A 14,267-nucleotide genomic window follows, 5' to 3' on the forward strand; every position below is an offset into this window, starting at 1 on the left:
GAGCGGCCTCGTCCTCCGTCAGGACCGTGGGCTCGATGGACTGCGCCGCGTGCGCGGGGTGGATACGGCGGGCCTCGCGCAGGTGGGCGTAGAAACCGGACTCCACCTGCGCCGCGGTGAGCCCCGGTGCGAGATCGGCCGGGATGTGCAGCCGCTCCAGGGCGATGGGCTCGCCGTCGACCAGACGCAGCCGTACGACGTGTACGAGCCCGGCGGCGGGGGAGATCCGGAGCTTGCGGCCGATGCGCGCCCCTGCCGGGACCGTGCCGAACTCGAGGACGCGGCTCGACCAGTCGCCGGCGGCCCGCGGGGCGGTGAGCGGATGGCTGCCCGGCGTGAGCTCCTGGGTGACCTTGGCGCGGGCCACGAACATGCCCCGGCCGTGCTCGCGCACCAGGAGCCCGGAGGCCACCAATGTGTCGACGGCGGCCCGCAAGGTCGGCCGGGAGACACCTAGTTCGGTGCAGAGCGCGCGCTCGGAGGGGATGGCGTCGCCGGGACGGCGGGATTCGATCAGATCGAGCAGGACCTCACGCACGCGGTCGCGTTTGAGTTCGCGTTTGAGTTCGCGGTCGTGTGTGCCGCCGGATGTGCCCTGCTGGTGCACGGACGTGGCCGTCCTTCCTGGTCCTTCGGCAACGCGCAACACCCGGTCACCCCGCGGAACGTGGCGCGGGTGCCGCGTCCGGGCAAACCGTACCCGGCAGTCGTTTCGAGCCGGGAGCGGCACCCGGGTCTCCGATCCCGGGGCCGCACGCCACTTGACCGACCCATTGGTACATACCAAAATCCAGCCGTACCCGTTCGAGCCAACCGAGCTCCCCCCACGTCGGGCCGACCTTCCCTGTCCGCAGGAAGAAAGTGACCCACGTGAGACCGCACCGCCGCACCGCCATGTCCCTGTCCCTCGCTCTCGCCGTCACCGTGCTCCTCCCCGGTTGCAGCGTCCTGCCGGGCGCAGGAGAGGACAGGCAGACCGTCACCGTGTGGCTCATGCGGGGCAGCGCGTCGGCCGAGTTCATCGAGCGCTTCACCGAAGACTTCGAAAAGCAGAACGGCGACATCGACCTGGACATACGCCTCCAGGAGTGGACCGGCATCGGCGACAAGGTCAAGGCCGGGCTCAAGGCGGAGGACGGGCCCGACGTCATCGAGGTCGGCAACACCCAGGTCGCGCAGTACGTCGACGAGGGCGGGCTCTACGACCTCACCCTGGAGTCCGCGCGCGACCTCGGCATGAAGGACTGGCTGCCGGGTCTGGCCGAACCGGGCCGGTACAACGGCAGCCAGTACGGCATCCCGTGGTACGCGGCCAACCGCGTCGTCATCTACAACAAGGACCTGTTCGCGCAGGCCGGGATCGACGAGCCGCCCACGACGCGCGCACAGTGGATCGCCGACACCCAGCGGCTCAACTCCGGCGGCAACCAGGGGATCTACCTCGCGGGCCAGGACTGGTACACCCTGGCGGGATTCATCTGGGACGAGGGCGGCGAGCTGGCCACGGAGGCCGAGGGCACGCGCGGCGTGTGGGAGGGCAGCCTGCACTCGGCGGCGGCGCTGCGGGGCATGGAGTTCTACCGCCAGTTGCAGGCGTTGGGCGAGGGCCCGCGGGACGCGGACGAGGAGCACCCGCCGCAGGCCGGCGTCTTCGCCAAGGGTGACGTGGCGCAGATCGTCGCCGTGCCGGGCACGGCGCGGGCCATCGAGGAGAAGAACCCCGAACTGAAGGGCAAGCTCGGCTACTTCCCGATCCCCGGCAAGACGGCCGCCAAGCCGGGTGCCGTGTTCACCGGCGGCTCCGATCTCGTGGTGCGCGGGAAGACCGGGGACCGCAGGAGCGCGGTCGCCGTGATCGAGGCGCTCGCGGGCAAGAAGTGGCAGAAGGACCTGGCCCGCACCATGAACTACGTGCCGAACAAGACGACTCTGGCCTCCGCCGTCGCCGGCGAGGAAGGCATCGCCGCGATGGCGGCGGGCGCCGCGCACGGCCGGGCGACTCCCGCCTCGCCGCAGTGGGCGGCGGTGGAGGCCGACAACCCCATCAAGGCGTACATGTCGAAGGTCCTCGCCGGGAGCGACCCGAAGACGGAGGCGAAGGCCGCCTCGCGCCGGATCACCGAGGAGCTGGACGTCAGCGGGTCATAGCGGGTCGCAGCGGGCCGTGAGGCACGGTCTCCGGGTGCGCGGACCGCGCACCCGGAGACCGGGATTGCTAGCGGGCCACGCTGAGCGACAGTGCGAAGCGGGCCCTCTCGTCCGTCCACCAGTGGGTCAGCTTCAGGCCGGCCGAGGCCAGTTCGGAGCGCACGCCCTCTTCGCGGAACTTCGCCGAGATCTCGGTGCGCATCTCCTCGTGCCGCTCGAAGTCGACCGCCAGGTCGAGCGCCTGGATCTTCACCGTCTGGGCGGCCAGGGAGCGCAGCCGCATCTCGATCCACTCGTGCTCGCGGTCCCAGACGGCCACGTGCGAGAACGCGTCGGGGTCGAAGTCCGCGCCCAGCTCACGGTTGATCACATGCAGGACGTTCTTGTTGAAGGCGGCCGTGACGCCCGACCCGTCGTCGTACGCCGAGACGAGCACCGACTCCTCCTTCACCAGGTCCGTGCCGAGCAGCAGCGCGTCACCGGGGGAGAGCAGGGTGCGCACCGAGGCCAGGAACGCCGAGCGCTCCGCGGGCAGCAGATTGCCGATCGTGCCGCCCAGGAAGGCGACGAGCCGTGGGCCCGGCGTGCCGGGCAGGGCGAGGCCGCGGGTGAAGTCGGCGATCAGGGCGTGCACGTTCAGGGAGGGGCGCGAGGCGATCAGGGTGTTCGCGGCGCCGGTGAGTGCGCTCTCGCTGACGTCCACGGGGACGTACGTGTGCAGGTCCGCGAGCGCGTCGATCAGATGGCGGGTCTTCTCCGACGAGCCCGAGCCCAGCTCGATCAGGGTGCGGGCGCCCGTCGCCCCGGCGATCTCCGCGGCGCGCGTCTGAAGGATCTCGCGCTCGGCGCGCGTCGGGTAGTACTCCGGAAGCGTCGTGATCTCGTCGAAGAGCACACTGCCCCGCGCGTCGTAGAACCACTTGGGCGGCAGCGTTTTGGGCGAATGGGTCAGGCCCTGCAGGACGTCGGCGCGCAGAGCGGCGTCGGTGGCGTCCACGGGCAGCGTACGGGTCAGCTGGAACGGGCTCACGCGGTGGGCTCCTTGAGCGGGGTCAGCAGAACGTCGGTACGGCTGGCGGCGAGCAGCGTGCGGTCGGGCACCTCACGCCAGTGCGGATCGTCGTCGTAGGGCTCGGAGGCCACGACGGTGCGGCGGCCCGGTTCGGCGAGATACCAGAGGGTGTCTCCCCAGGCGGTCGCGGTGATCGTCTCGCCGTTGGTGAGCAGTAGGTTCAGGCGCGATCCCGGGGCCGCACCGGCGACTTCGACGACGGTGTCCGCGAGGGCCTGGCCCTCGTCGTCGCCGTTGCGCAGCCGGTGCAGGACCAGCGCCCACACCAGTGCGGAGTCGCAGCGCGCTTCCATGGAGAGCAGTTCGGCGGGCGGCAGGCCGCGGGCCACCGGTGCGAGCGACCGGGGCCAGCCCGATACCGCTCCGTTGTGGCTGAACAGCCAGGTCCCGGCGGAGAACGGCGCCGCCGCCGCTTCCCCGTCCGCCCCTGCCTCGGTCGCGTCACGCACGGCGGCGAGCAGGGCGCCCGACCGCACGACACGGGCGAGGTCGGCGAAGGACTGATCGCCCCAGACCGGCCCGGAGCGGCGGTAACGCGCGGGCACCGGATCACCCTCGGCATACCAGCCGACGCCGAACCCGTCGGCGTTGACCGTGCCGTAGCGCTGGCGCCGCGGCGCCCAGGACTGCCGGAACAGGCTGTGCGCGGGGTCCACCAGGAGCTTGCCGAGCGGCTCCTCGGGGCCCAGGAAGGCCAGGTGACGGCACATCAGGCGGTCTCCTTCGGTTCCGCGTCGCGCGCGGTGCGGAACCCGGAGAAGATCTGCCGCCGCACCGGGTGGTCCCAGTTGCGGAAGGTGCCCCGGCACGCCACCTCGTCCACGGAGAACGCCCCGCCCCGCAGCACCTTGTAGTCGCCGCCGAAGAAGACGTCCGAGTACTCGCGGTAGGGGAAGGCGGAGAAGCCCGGGTAGGGCAGGAAGTCGCTCGACGTCCACTCCCACACGTCACCGATCAACTGGCGTACGCCGAGGGGTGATTCACCGGCCGGATAGCTGCCGGCCGGGGCCGGGCGCAGATGGCGCTGGCCCAGGTTCGCGCGCTCGGGCGTGGGGTCCGCGTCGCCCCACGGGTAGCGCATCGAGCGGTCGCTCGCCGGGTCGTGCCGGGCGGACTTCTCCCACTCCTCCTCGCTGGGCAGGCGCCGGCCCGCCCACCGTGCGTACGCGTCGGCCTCGTACCAGCTCACGTGCAGGACCGGCTCGTCGGGCGGAACGGCCTCGACGGTCCCGAAGTGGCGGCGCAACCACTGGCCGCCCTCGCGGCGCCAGAAGAGCGGCGCCGAGAGGCCGTTGCCGCGCACCATGTCCCAGCCCGCCGGGGTCCACCACCGCGGGTCGGTGTAGCCGCCGTCGGCGATGAAGCGCTGGTATTCGGCGTTGGTCACCGGCGTCGTGTCGATGAAGAACGGCGGCACCAGACGGTGGTGCGCCGGGCGTTCGTTGTCCAGGGCCCACGGCTCGGTGGACGTGCCCATCGTGAACGGGCCGCCGGGCACAAGGACTTCGGACAAGCCGCTGAACCGCGGCGCGGGCTCCGGATCCGGGGCCGTGAGCGCCGTGGGGCCCGAGCGCAGCTGATGCGTGATCAGCATCGTCTCGTCGTGCTGCTGTTCGTGCTGCGCGATCATGCCGAACGCGAAGCCCGCGTCGGTCAGCGGCGAACCGCGAAACGGCGTGCTCTCCAGGACGTCGAGAGCGCGCCCGCGCACCTCGGCCGCATAGCCGCGGGCCTCGGCGGGCGCGAGCAGCGGCAGGCTCGGCCGCTCGGAGCGCGGGTGCTCGAAGGCGTCGTACAGGCCGTCGATCTCGGGCCGCATGGCGTCGCGGCCCGCCACCGCCCGCAGCAGCCACAGCTCTTCCTGGTTGCCGATGTGTGCCAGGTCCCAGACCAGCGGCGACATCAACGGCGAGTGCTGTGCGGTCAGTTCGGGTTCCTCGACGCACGTGGTGAGGAGCGAGGTGCGCTCCCTGGCCGCCAGGAGCGCCGCGAGGGCGCGCTGCCGAAGCGCATCGGGGTCGCTGACTGTTCCGGTCATCGGAGGATGCCCTTCTCGTGCTCGTGGTCGTATGGGTGGCCGTCCCGGCGCCCGTCGAGCAGGTCGTCGGCCGGGCAGCGGCCCCGCGCGACATACCGCTCGGCGTACGCGGCGACGGCCCGCTGCACCTCGGCGCTCGCCCCCATCCGGGGCAGCGCGTCGGCCGCCGCGTCGAAACAGGCGGCCGCGGCCTCGCGCAGCTCCGGGTCGGCGAGCCCGTGCCGCGCCGCGTCCAGCCACAGCGGGCTGCGCGGCGGTGCGGGCGCACCGGGCGGGAACGCGCGCTCGGCCAGCGGCTTCAGGGTGCGGTAGGCGGTCTCGGCCGCCTGCGGGTCGTCGAACAGCGCGCTGGTCACCGCGAGCGGCACGATCCAGCCGTGCGCGCCCGGCTGGGCGTCGACCATCCGCAGCTCCAGATGACCGCGCGGGCGTACCGGCGGAAAGAGCGTGGTCAGGTGATGGGTCAGGTCCTCGGCCGTCGGCGGGCGGGGCGCGCCCGAACGGGCCCATCTCCGGAAGGTCAGCCCTTCCGGAACGGCCCAGGGCACAGCGCTCCCGTCGTCCGCGTCGTCTCCGCCGTCTCCGTCCTGTCCGGTTCTGATGAACATCACCGGAGCGTCCAGGACATGGCGTGTCCAGGCCGCCCGCGGCTCCGCCTCCAGGGACGGCGCGCCCGACGTGCCCGGATCGATCGACGCCCAGACGGCCTGCCGCGTGGAGCGCCAGCCGGTGGCGCGCCCGTCCTGGACGGGCGAGTTCGCGAACGCGGCGACAAGGACGGGGCCGAGGAGATGCGCCAGGCGCCAGCGCCGGCCGTAACCGAGCGGGCCCGGCTCCTCGTGCCCGGCGTCCAGGCAGATCTGCACGGAGGCCGTGGAGCACATCATGCGGCGTCCTGCCGGGCCCGCGCGGTCGAGATAGCTCTCCATCGCGTCGTAGCGCGGCCGGTGCAGGATGCGGGACGGCGGACGCCAGGGATCGGCACCGAGGCCGGTGAGCGCCAGATTCAGGGTGGCGAGGCGATCGCGTACGAGAGCGAGATCGGCCGATACGTCGGACACGCACTCCATGAGGGAGGTGGCGGGTCGGGAGCTGAGCTCCAGCTGGCCGCCCGGTTCGACGGTGATCAGGGATTGCAGGGGCAGGGCCCGCAGTGCGGCATATGCCGATTCGAGGCGGGCGGGGGACACGGGCAGATGGAGCCGGTGCGGCTCGTGGATCAGCCATTCCAGTTCGACACCGGTGACGCGCGGTGGTCCGGTCTTGAAGCAGATGCCGGTGACCAGCGCCTCTGCTTCGGATTCGGAGACCGCGGTGCCGTACTTCGCGTGGTACGTCGTACAGTCACCCTCGGGCATGGCAGGGGTCCTCCTGTTCAAGTTCTGCCTGGTCCAGCGGTTGTGGACCACTCGGTCAACTCGATATGGGGTGGGACCGAGTTGGCAGCGCTCGTCCTACCCAAGACCCTGTCGGCCATTCGCACAAGAGTGCCCCGGGCCCTGGCAAATGCCGGGGAATTGTGTTGCAGCGGGCGCCGCGCAGAGCTCACGATGCGTTCATGTACGAGACGGGGGACAGGACAGACAGCACGGTGTCCGGGGCGGGTGAGCGAGCATGAGTGCGCGACTGCGTGGCATCGCGCAGCAGACCGAGGAGATCGTGGCGGCGGGGTGGTATGCCGCTCCGGGTGGCCGCGAGGTGGTGATCGCGGATGCGGTGGACGCCGCGCGCTCCGGCACGCGGATGTTCGGTCCGGCGGCCCTGAACACGACTTCCGTGACTCCGGTACGGCCGCCCGAGCTGACCTCCACGGTAGTCGAGGTCACCGCCGAGAGCAGCCTGGAGGCCGCCCACCGGCTGACGGGCGCGCACCCGGGCCCCGTGGCCGTCCTGAACTTCTCCTCCGCGCGCAATCCCGGCGGCGGCTATCTGAACGGCGCGCAGGCGCAGGAGGAGGCGCTGTGCCGCGCCTCCGCGCTGTACGTGTGCGTGCGCTCGGCCCGCGAGTTCTACGACCACCACCGGGCCCACCGCGACCCCTTCTACAGCGACCGCGTGATCCACTCCCCGGCCGTGCCGGTCTTCCGCGACGACAAGGGCCGGCTCCTGGACGAGGCGTACGAGGTCGGCTTCCTGACCTCCGCGGCGCCGAACGCGGGCGTCGTGCTCCGGCAGGCCCCCGGGCGCGCCGCCGAGCTGCCGCGGGCCCTGGCCGTCCGCGCGGAGCGGGTCCTGGAGACCGCCGTCGTCTGCGGCTACCGGCGGCTGGTGCTCGGCGCGTGGGGCTGCGGGGTCTTCCAGAACGACCCCGCGCAGGTGGCGGACGCGTTCCGGGTGCTGCTCGACGAAGGCGGCCGGTTCCACGGGTACTTCGAGCACATCGTCTTCGGGGTGCTCGACCGCACGCGCGGCGCGGTGACGCGGACCGCCTTCGAGAAGACGTTCGGTGAAGGGTTCAAGGGCGGGGCCCGGCCCCGCCCTTAGCGCTCAACGCCAGCCGTAGCGCTCCTGCAACCGCCGTACGACCAGGTTGAACCGCATCCGGTCGAGCGCGCACGCCTCGCGCCGCATGCCCGCGTCGTGCACCCGCAGGACCCGGTCGATGTCGACCCAGGAGTCACGGCCCTCGCGGTCCCAGGGACCGCTGCCGATCGGCACCCACTCGCGGTCGTTCGCGTGCTGCTTGCTGGAGAGCTGCACGGCGAGCAGCGTGCCGCGCGCCTCGCGGGCGACGACGAGGACGGGGCGGTCCTTGCCGCGCCCGTCGTTCTCCTCGTAGGGAACCCAGGTCCAGACGATCTCGCCGGGGTCGGGATCGCCGTCGTGGGCGGGTGCGTACGTCGTCTGGACCTGGCCGACCTCGCGCGGCTCGGCCTCGGTGGTCGCGGTGCGGCCGGTGCGTCCCGGGTGCGCGGACATCTGCGGGTCATCGGTGTTGGCAGTCACGTCGGCCACCGTAGAACCCGGCAGGACCAACCCGCGGGCCGGGGGCACCCGATGACCTGCGTCGCGTGCCCGGACAGCACACCTAGGCCACACCTAGGCCGCGTCCGGCCACTGCTCGTACCAGCGCCGGTCGTCCTCCAACTGGGCCGCAAGCGATATCAGGAGCGGCTCGCTGCCCGCGGGCCCGAGCAGCTGCGCGCCGACCGGAAGGCCGCCGCCCGCCCGGCCCGCGGGCACGTTGACGCCGGGCCAGCCCAGGACGTTCCAGGTCCACGCGTAGGGGCAGGCGGCGATCATCGCCTGGTCGGTGCGCCAGCCGCTGAGGGCGGTCATGGTGCCGATGCGGGGCGGGGGAGTGGCGGTGGTGGGCGTGAGGACCACGTCGTACGTCGAGAAGGTCGCGCCGACCCTGCGGTGCAGGGCGGCTTCGGCGCGGCGGGCCAGGCGCAGCGGGGCGCCGCCGAGCAGGCGTCCCAGGCGGGCCGCCTCCTTGGTCCGCGGGTCGAGCAGACGCGGGTCGGGCACCTCGCGGGCCCATTCGGTGATGCCGGCCGTGGCACGCGGCACGAAGTCCAGGCCGATCTGGCCGTAGCGCGGGTCGGCCTCCTCGACGTCATGCCCCAGGGCGGCGAGCCGGTCCGCCAGGACGATGACCTTCCGGCGCACCACGGGATGCAGGCGCTTGGGGGTCGCGGTGAACGGCATGCGCAGGGACAGGGCTATCCGCAGCCGCCCCGGATCGCGGGTCGCCGCCTCTGCGGCGCGGATGGCGGGCGGCTTGTGCAGGTCGCCCTCGTGGTTGCCGCTCGCCGCGTCCAGGAGCAGGGCCGCGTCCGCGACGGTCCTGGCGAGCGGGCCGTTGACGGTGATGCCGTTGAAGGACTCGGGCCAGGGCCACGTCGAGATGCGGCCGCGCTGCGGCTTGATCCCCACGAGATGGGTCCAGGCCGCGGGGATGCGCACCGAGCCCGCGCCGTCGGAGCCGAGCGCCGCGGGCACGAGCCCCGCGGCGACCGCCGCCGCCGAGCCGCCGGACGAGCCGCCGGGGGTGTGCCCGGTGTGCCAGGGGTTGCGGGTGTCGCCGAAGCCGGGACCCTCCGTGAAGGGCCACTGCCCCAGCTCGCATGTGTTGGTCTTGCCGACGATCACGGCTCCGGCGGCCCGCAGCCGGCGTACGGACTCGGCGTCCTCCCGCTTCGGCGGGAAGTCGCCCCGGCAGCCGAACGCGGTCGGCTCGCCCGCCATGTCGGTGTCGTCCTTCACGGCGATCGGCACACCGAGCAGCGGCCGTCCCGCGGCGCCGGACGAGGCCAACTCCCGGTCGGCGGCGTCCGCTTCGGCGAGCGCGGCCTCGGCGCGCACCAGCTTGAAGGCGTTGAGCACGGGCTGCGAGGCCTCGATCCGCGCCAGCGTCCGCTCCGTGAGCGCACGTGAGGACACTTCTCCGGCGGCCAGCGCACGGGCGGTGCGCGCGAGGCCGTCGGCCCGGTCGGCAGTCATGTGGGGGCACCTTTGATCGACGGGCGGGTGCACGCACGTTAACCGGCGCGGGGCGAACACGGTACGGGGGCCCGGCAGTTCACGCCGCGCACGACGGCCGGGAGCGCTCCCACGCAGGTCACGGACGCCCCGAAGCCCGCATGGGAGCGCCCGCACACCGTCTGCAAGGATGAGCCCCGTCATGGTGCAGATACCGAACAAACCCGCGCAGTACTCCGTGCCGACGAGCGCCGACGTGGCGCGCCTTGCGGGAGTCTCGCGCGCGACCGTCTCGTACGTACTGAACAACACGAGCGCCGTCCGCATCAGCGAGCCCACGCGACGCCGTGTCCACGAAGCCGCCAAGGAGCTGGGGTACGTCCCGCACGCCGCGGCCCGCAGCCTGCGCGCCGGGCACACCCGCGTCGTCCTGATGCCCACGCCGCAGATCCCGGCGGGCCCGCTCTTCAGCGAGTTCTTCAACGAGCTGCAATGGGCGCTCAGCCGCTTCGACTACACCGTCGTGCAGTACGGCAGCCTCGGCCTGACCGGCGAGGACGCGGCCCGGGCCTGGGCCGAGCTGCGCCCGGTGGCGGTCCTGGCCCCCGGCGCTTCGGGGCTCGGCGCGCGCGGGGTGAGCGTCCTGAAGCGGTCGGGCGCCAAGGCCGTCTTCACGCTGGGCCCGCAGCGGGCCGAGGGCGCCCATGCCCTGCTCATGGACCAGCGGCTGATCGGCCGCTCTGCCGCCGCGCATCTCCTGGAGCGCGGCAGCCGGCACATCGGCGTCGTGATCCCGGAGGAACAGGGCCTCGAACCCTTCTCGCGTCCGCGTGCCGACGGCGTCCGGCGCACCGCCGCCCGGCACGGCCAGGACACCACGGTGACCGAGCTGCCGCTGGCCTACGACGAGGAGTCGGCGGCCCGCCTCGCGGCACGCTGGCGCACGCTGGGCGTCGACGGGGTGTTCACGTACAACGACGAGTACGCGATGCTCCTGATGCGGGCGTTGCAGGACGAAGGCATCGCCGTCCCCGGGGAGACGGCGATGATCGGCGCCGACGACTTGATGCTCGGCAGGCTCCTGCGGCCGCGGCTCAGCACGGTCCGCATCGAGCTGCCGTCGGGTCAGAAGCTCGCGGAGCTCGTCGACCGGGTCGTGCGCGACCCGGGCATGGAGCCCGAGGTGCACGACGTGCTCGGTGCGACGGCCGTGCACCGCGAGTCCAGCTGACCCTTCCGTACGGGGGTCTGTGCGGGGCTCTTGCTCACTGCCCCTGCTGCTGCGCCTTGGCCTGCTCCTCGGCAACGGACTTGCGGACCTCGTCCATGTCCAGCTGCCTGGCCTGCCCGATGACGTCCTCGAGGGCTGCCTCGGGCAGCGCGCCGGGCTGTGCGAACACGGCCACCTGGTCGCGGACGATCATCAGCGTCGGGATCGACTGGATGCCGAAGGCCTGGGCCAGCTCGGGCTGCGCCTCGGTGTCCACCTTGCCGAACACCATGTCGGGGTTGGCTTCGGCGGCCTTGTCGTAGACGGGCGCGAACGACTTGCACGGGCCGCACCAGTCCGCCCAGAAGTCGATCAGGACGAATTCGTTGTCCGTGACCGTCTGGTCGAAGTTTTCCTTCGTGAGCTCCATTGTCGCGCTGCTCATGGTGTTTCCTCTTCCTGCTGTCGGTCGAAGCCGCTGTGCACAACGGCCCGGGCGGCAGACGTATTCCACGCGTTCACCCGTGCTCGTCCGCGCGCGTACCCATGTGGCCACGTCGCACACCTGCGACCACACTGGCTTTCATGACGGATTCGAAAACATACGACGTAGTGGTCCTGGGTGCGGGTCCCGTGGGGGAGAACGTGGCGGACCGGGCCCGTGCGGGCGGTCTGAGCGTGGCGATCGTGGAGAGCGAACTCGTCGGGGGCGAATGTTCGTACTGGGCGTGCATGCCCAGCAAGGCGCTGCTGCGGCCGGTCATCGCGCGGGCGGACGCCCGGAAGGTGCCCGGACTGCGCCAGTCGGTGCAGGGCGGCCTGGACGCGGCGGCGGTCCTCGCACACCGGGACGACTACACCTCGCACTGGAAGGACGACGGCCAGGTCGGCTGGCTGAAGTCCATCGGCATCGACCTCTACCGCGGCCACGGCCGCATCGCCGGAACGCGCCAGGTGAGCGTCACGGGCCCGGACGGCACCGAGCAGACCCTCGCCGCCCGCCACGCGGTGGCGGTGTGCACCGGCACCCGCGCCGCCCTGCCCGATCTGCCGGGCCTGGTCGACGTGAAGCCGTGGACGAGCCGCGAGGCCACCAGCGCGGACCACGTGCCCGGCAGGCTCGCGGTGGTCGGCGGCGGTGTCGTCGCCGTGGAGATGGCCACGGCCTGGCAGGCGCTCGGCTCACAGGTCACGCTGCTCGTGCGCGGCGACGGCCTGCTGCCGCGCATGGAGCCGTTCGCCGGGGAGCTGGTCGCCAAGGCGCTGGCGGAGGCGGGCGCGGACGTCCGCACCGGCGTCTCGGTCACGGCGGTGAGCAGGGAGAACGGCACGGTCACCGCGACCCTGACCGACGGCGGCACCCTGGAGGCCGACGAGATCCTCTTCGCCACGGGCCGTGCCCCGCGCACCGACGACCTGGGCCTGGAGACGATCGGCCTCGACCCCGGCTCCTGGCTGTCGGTCGACGACAGCCTGCGGGTGGAGGGCAGCAGCTGGCTCTACGCGGTGGGCGACGCCAACCACCGCGCGCTCCTCACCCACCAGGGCAAATACCAGGCCCGTATCGCCGGTGCGGCGATCACCGCCCGCGCCCAGGGCGTCCCGCTCCTGGAGACCGACCCCTGGGGCGCCCACTCCGCCACCGCCGACCACGACGCCGTACCCCAGGTGGTCTTCACCGACCCCGAGGCGGCATCGGCGGGCCTGACCCTCGCGGAGGCGGAATCCGCGGGGCGCCGGGTGCGTGCCGTGGACTACGACATGGCGAACGTGGCGGGCTCGGGCCTCTACGCGGACGGCTACGAAGGCCGCGCCCGCATGATCGTCGACCTGGACCGCGAGGTCCTGCTCGGCGTGACCTTCGTGGGCCCCGCCGTCGGCGAGCTCATCCACTCGGCGACGGTGGCGATCGCGGGGGAGGTGCCGATCGACCGGCTCTGGCACGCGGTCCCGGCCTATCCGACGATCAGCGAGGTGTGGCTGCGGTTGCTGGAGACCTATCGAGGCTAGCGCCGGAGACCTATTGCGGTCAGCGGGGGCGGCATGCGCCGCCGCCCGCCGGAACGGGCCCGTCACCGCAGTGGGACGCTGTTGGTTAATCCGGGGGTCCTGGCTATTTCGCCCCGTCGATCGTTTGGTCGGCGGGGCAAAGTGCTGCGAAGTGGCTGGTGCGGGTGAGGGCTCGTGGTGTGTCGGTGAGGTGGGCGTCGATGCGGGCGAGGTTGATCGCGGCGCCGGTGAGCTGGTGCTGGAGGCTGGTCTTGGCCAGGCCCCGGTAGCGGGATCTGCGCAGGCCGCAGCGCCCGACGGCTTGGGAGATGGTGCCCTCGACACCGGCCCGGATCTGGTAGCGCTCTTTCCACTCGTCGGTCTGCTGCTCGGCCCGGGCTTTGCGGACGGCTTCGTGTTCGTCCCGGCGTCGCAGGTTCAGCTCGCGGAATTTGCCGTTCGGAGAGTTGACGCAGTCACGCAGGTGAGAGCAGGGCCGGCAGCCGGCAGGGCTGAAACGGACCCGGATGACCGGCAGACCATGCTGGGAGAGTCTCTCGCGCCACTGGGTGCTGGTGAGGCCATTCGGGCAGGTCACCTGCCGTGTGTCCCAGTCGATGGTGAAGGCGTCCTGGCTGAACGGGCCGCCGCTCTGGGCGGCGGTGCTGGCCTTCATGGGGCCCAGCAGCTCGACCCCGTGATCGCGGCGGGCGGCCACGATTTGCGCGGCGGTGGGGTAGCCGGCGTCCACCCAGTGTTCGGCGGGCAGGCAGTTGCGCGCGGCCAGTGCCGCGTGAATGCGGGCGCTCATCACCTGGTCCTGGACGGTGGAGTCGGTGGTGACCACGTTCGTGACCAGGTTCGGGGCGCCGGGCTCGCAGGTCTCGGTGAGGTGAACCCGGTAGCCGTCCCATACCGTGTCGCGTTTGATGCAGCCGCGCGCGTCCGTGTCATACGGGGTGACCAGCAGAATCGCGCCCGGCGGCCTGTCTTTTGGGGCCCGTCGCCTCAGCTCCCCGTCTACCAGGTGGAAGCACTGGACCCAGGTCTGCCGCAGGACCTCGACCTCGTCCAGCACGCGAAGCCCGTGTGGAGCGCCGGGGGCGAAGACCGCTTCCAGCAGTCGCGTCCCGTCCGCCCCGATCCGCGCTTCCACCTCGCCGCGCTGGGCATGGTCCTCGGGGAAACGGGAGTCCTCGGCCCGGGTCGCGTAGTGCCGGAACCAGTCCGGTCCGGCGATGTCCACCAGCCAGCCGGGCTCGGCCCGGGCGATCGCGTTCAAAGCGGACCGCAGCGTCTCGGCGACCCGCTCCAGCCAGTTCAGCTGCCGTGCCGACGACAAGACGTGCGTGGAATCGGTGCGGGCCCGGCCCGCACTCTTGAGC

13 protein-coding genes are annotated in these 14,267 nt (G+C 72.3%); 4 read left to right on the plus strand and 9 right to left on the minus strand.

All coding sequences use genetic code 11. The features are described 5' to 3' along the window. The coding region (locus ACQKIP_RS23160) for a GntR family transcriptional regulator (protein ID WP_427743952.1) at nucleotides 1-607 on the minus strand (607 nt) is incomplete at its 3' end. A gap of 287 nt (nucleotides 608-894) precedes the next feature. Between ACQKIP_RS23160 and ACQKIP_RS23165 the strand changes: the two genes are divergently transcribed. After that, nucleotides 895-2,148, plus strand: a complete 1,254-nt coding sequence (locus ACQKIP_RS23165; RefSeq protein WP_427743961.1) for an extracellular solute-binding protein — start codon at nucleotides 895-897, stop codon at nucleotides 2,146-2,148. Nucleotides 2,149-2,215: 67 nt separating this feature from the next. On the opposite strand, the gene egtD is transcribed toward ACQKIP_RS23165, so the two are convergent. From egtD to egtA, 4 genes are read right to left on the minus strand one after another with little or no spacing between them, the layout of a single operon-like run. Then, the gene (egtD, locus tag ACQKIP_RS23170; RefSeq protein WP_365860818.1) at nucleotides 2,216-3,178 is read right to left on the minus strand and encodes an L-histidine N(alpha)-methyltransferase; all 963 of its coding nucleotides are present in this window, start codon (nucleotides 3,176-3,178) and stop codon (nucleotides 2,216-2,218) included. After that, nucleotides 3,175-3,930, minus strand: coding sequence for an ergothioneine biosynthesis protein EgtC (egtC, locus tag ACQKIP_RS23175; protein ID WP_365860820.1), 756 nt, complete (start codon nucleotides 3,928-3,930; stop codon nucleotides 3,175-3,177). Before egtC ends, egtD begins: the two co-directional genes overlap by 4 nt. Next, nucleotides 3,930-5,258: an ergothioneine biosynthesis protein EgtB gene (gene egtB / locus ACQKIP_RS23180; protein ID WP_365860822.1), complete on the minus strand. Its 1,329-nt coding sequence runs from the start codon at nucleotides 5,256-5,258 to the stop codon at nucleotides 3,930-3,932. Before egtB ends, egtC begins: the two co-directional genes overlap by 1 nt. Continuing rightward, complete coding sequence (egtA, locus tag ACQKIP_RS23185) at nucleotides 5,255-6,616, minus strand: ergothioneine biosynthesis glutamate--cysteine ligase EgtA (RefSeq protein WP_365860824.1); 1,362 nt, start codon at nucleotides 6,614-6,616, stop codon at nucleotides 5,255-5,257. Before egtA ends, egtB begins: the two co-directional genes overlap by 4 nt. A gap of 256 nt (nucleotides 6,617-6,872) precedes the next feature. Here egtA and ACQKIP_RS23190 point away from each other — a divergent pair, with 256 nt between their 5' ends. Then, on the plus strand, nucleotides 6,873-7,742 hold the full coding sequence (locus tag ACQKIP_RS23190) for a TIGR02452 family protein (protein ID WP_365860826.1): 870 nt from the start codon (nucleotides 6,873-6,875) through the stop codon (nucleotides 7,740-7,742). A gap of 3 nt (nucleotides 7,743-7,745) precedes the next feature. Here ACQKIP_RS23190 and ACQKIP_RS23195 read toward each other — a convergent pair whose 3' ends face one another. Further along, nucleotides 7,746-8,204, minus strand: a complete 459-nt coding sequence (locus ACQKIP_RS23195) for a type II toxin-antitoxin system PemK/MazF family toxin (protein WP_427743956.1) — start codon at nucleotides 8,202-8,204, stop codon at nucleotides 7,746-7,748. 93 nt (nucleotides 8,205-8,297) lie between these two features. Continuing rightward, complete coding sequence (locus ACQKIP_RS23200; protein WP_365860828.1) at nucleotides 8,298-9,704, minus strand: amidase; 1,407 nt, start codon at nucleotides 9,702-9,704, stop codon at nucleotides 8,298-8,300. Nucleotides 9,705-9,885: 181 nt separating this feature from the next. Here ACQKIP_RS23200 and ACQKIP_RS23205 point away from each other — a divergent pair, with 181 nt between their 5' ends. Beyond that, nucleotides 9,886-10,914, plus strand: a complete 1,029-nt coding sequence (locus ACQKIP_RS23205) for a LacI family DNA-binding transcriptional regulator (RefSeq protein WP_365860830.1) — start codon at nucleotides 9,886-9,888, stop codon at nucleotides 10,912-10,914. A gap of 34 nt (nucleotides 10,915-10,948) precedes the next feature. On the opposite strand, the gene trxA is transcribed toward ACQKIP_RS23205, so the two are convergent. Continuing rightward, the gene (trxA, locus tag ACQKIP_RS23210) at nucleotides 10,949-11,338 is read right to left on the minus strand and encodes a thioredoxin (protein ID WP_365860832.1); all 390 of its coding nucleotides are present in this window, start codon (nucleotides 11,336-11,338) and stop codon (nucleotides 10,949-10,951) included. A 140-nt stretch (nucleotides 11,339-11,478) separates the two neighbouring features. Here trxA and ACQKIP_RS23215 point away from each other — a divergent pair, with 140 nt between their 5' ends. Beyond that, nucleotides 11,479-12,903: a dihydrolipoyl dehydrogenase family protein gene (locus tag ACQKIP_RS23215; protein WP_365860834.1), complete on the plus strand. Its 1,425-nt coding sequence runs from the start codon at nucleotides 11,479-11,481 to the stop codon at nucleotides 12,901-12,903. A gap of 103 nt (nucleotides 12,904-13,006) precedes the next feature. Here the strand turns inward: ACQKIP_RS23215 and ACQKIP_RS23220 are convergent. Continuing rightward, nucleotides 13,007-14,267, minus strand: a 1,261-nt coding sequence (locus tag ACQKIP_RS23220) for a transposase (protein ID WP_427743959.1), incomplete at its 5' end; no start/stop codon positions are given.

This window comes from Streptomyces sp. NPDC059900 (genome assembly GCF_050270335.1).
Lineage (GTDB): Bacteria > Actinomycetota > Actinomycetes > Streptomycetales > Streptomycetaceae > Streptomyces.

Coding starts and splice junctions, on each gene's coding strand:
- egtB (WP_365860822.1), bottom strand. CDS start 5,258: ATGACCGGAACAGTCAGCGACCCCGATGCGCTTCGGCAGCGCGCCCTC.
- ACQKIP_RS23165 (WP_427743961.1), top strand. CDS start 895: ATGTCCCTGTCCCTCGCTCTCGCCGTCACCGTGCTCCTCCCCGGTTGC.
- trxA (WP_365860832.1), bottom strand. CDS start 11,338: ATGAGCAGCGCGACAATGGAGCTCACGAAGGAAAACTTCGACCAGACG.
- egtC (WP_365860820.1), bottom strand. CDS start 3,930: ATGTGCCGTCACCTGGCCTTCCTGGGCCCCGAGGAGCCGCTCGGCAAG.
- ACQKIP_RS23205 (WP_365860830.1), top strand. CDS start 9,886: ATGGTGCAGATACCGAACAAACCCGCGCAGTACTCCGTGCCGACGAGC.
- egtA (WP_365860824.1), bottom strand. CDS start 6,616: ATGCCCGAGGGTGACTGTACGACGTACCACGCGAAGTACGGCACCGCG.
- ACQKIP_RS23190 (WP_365860826.1), top strand. CDS start 6,873: ATGAGTGCGCGACTGCGTGGCATCGCGCAGCAGACCGAGGAGATCGTG.
- ACQKIP_RS23215 (WP_365860834.1), top strand. CDS start 11,479: ATGACGGATTCGAAAACATACGACGTAGTGGTCCTGGGTGCGGGTCCC.
- ACQKIP_RS23200 (WP_365860828.1), bottom strand. CDS start 9,704: ATGACTGCCGACCGGGCCGACGGCCTCGCGCGCACCGCCCGTGCGCTG.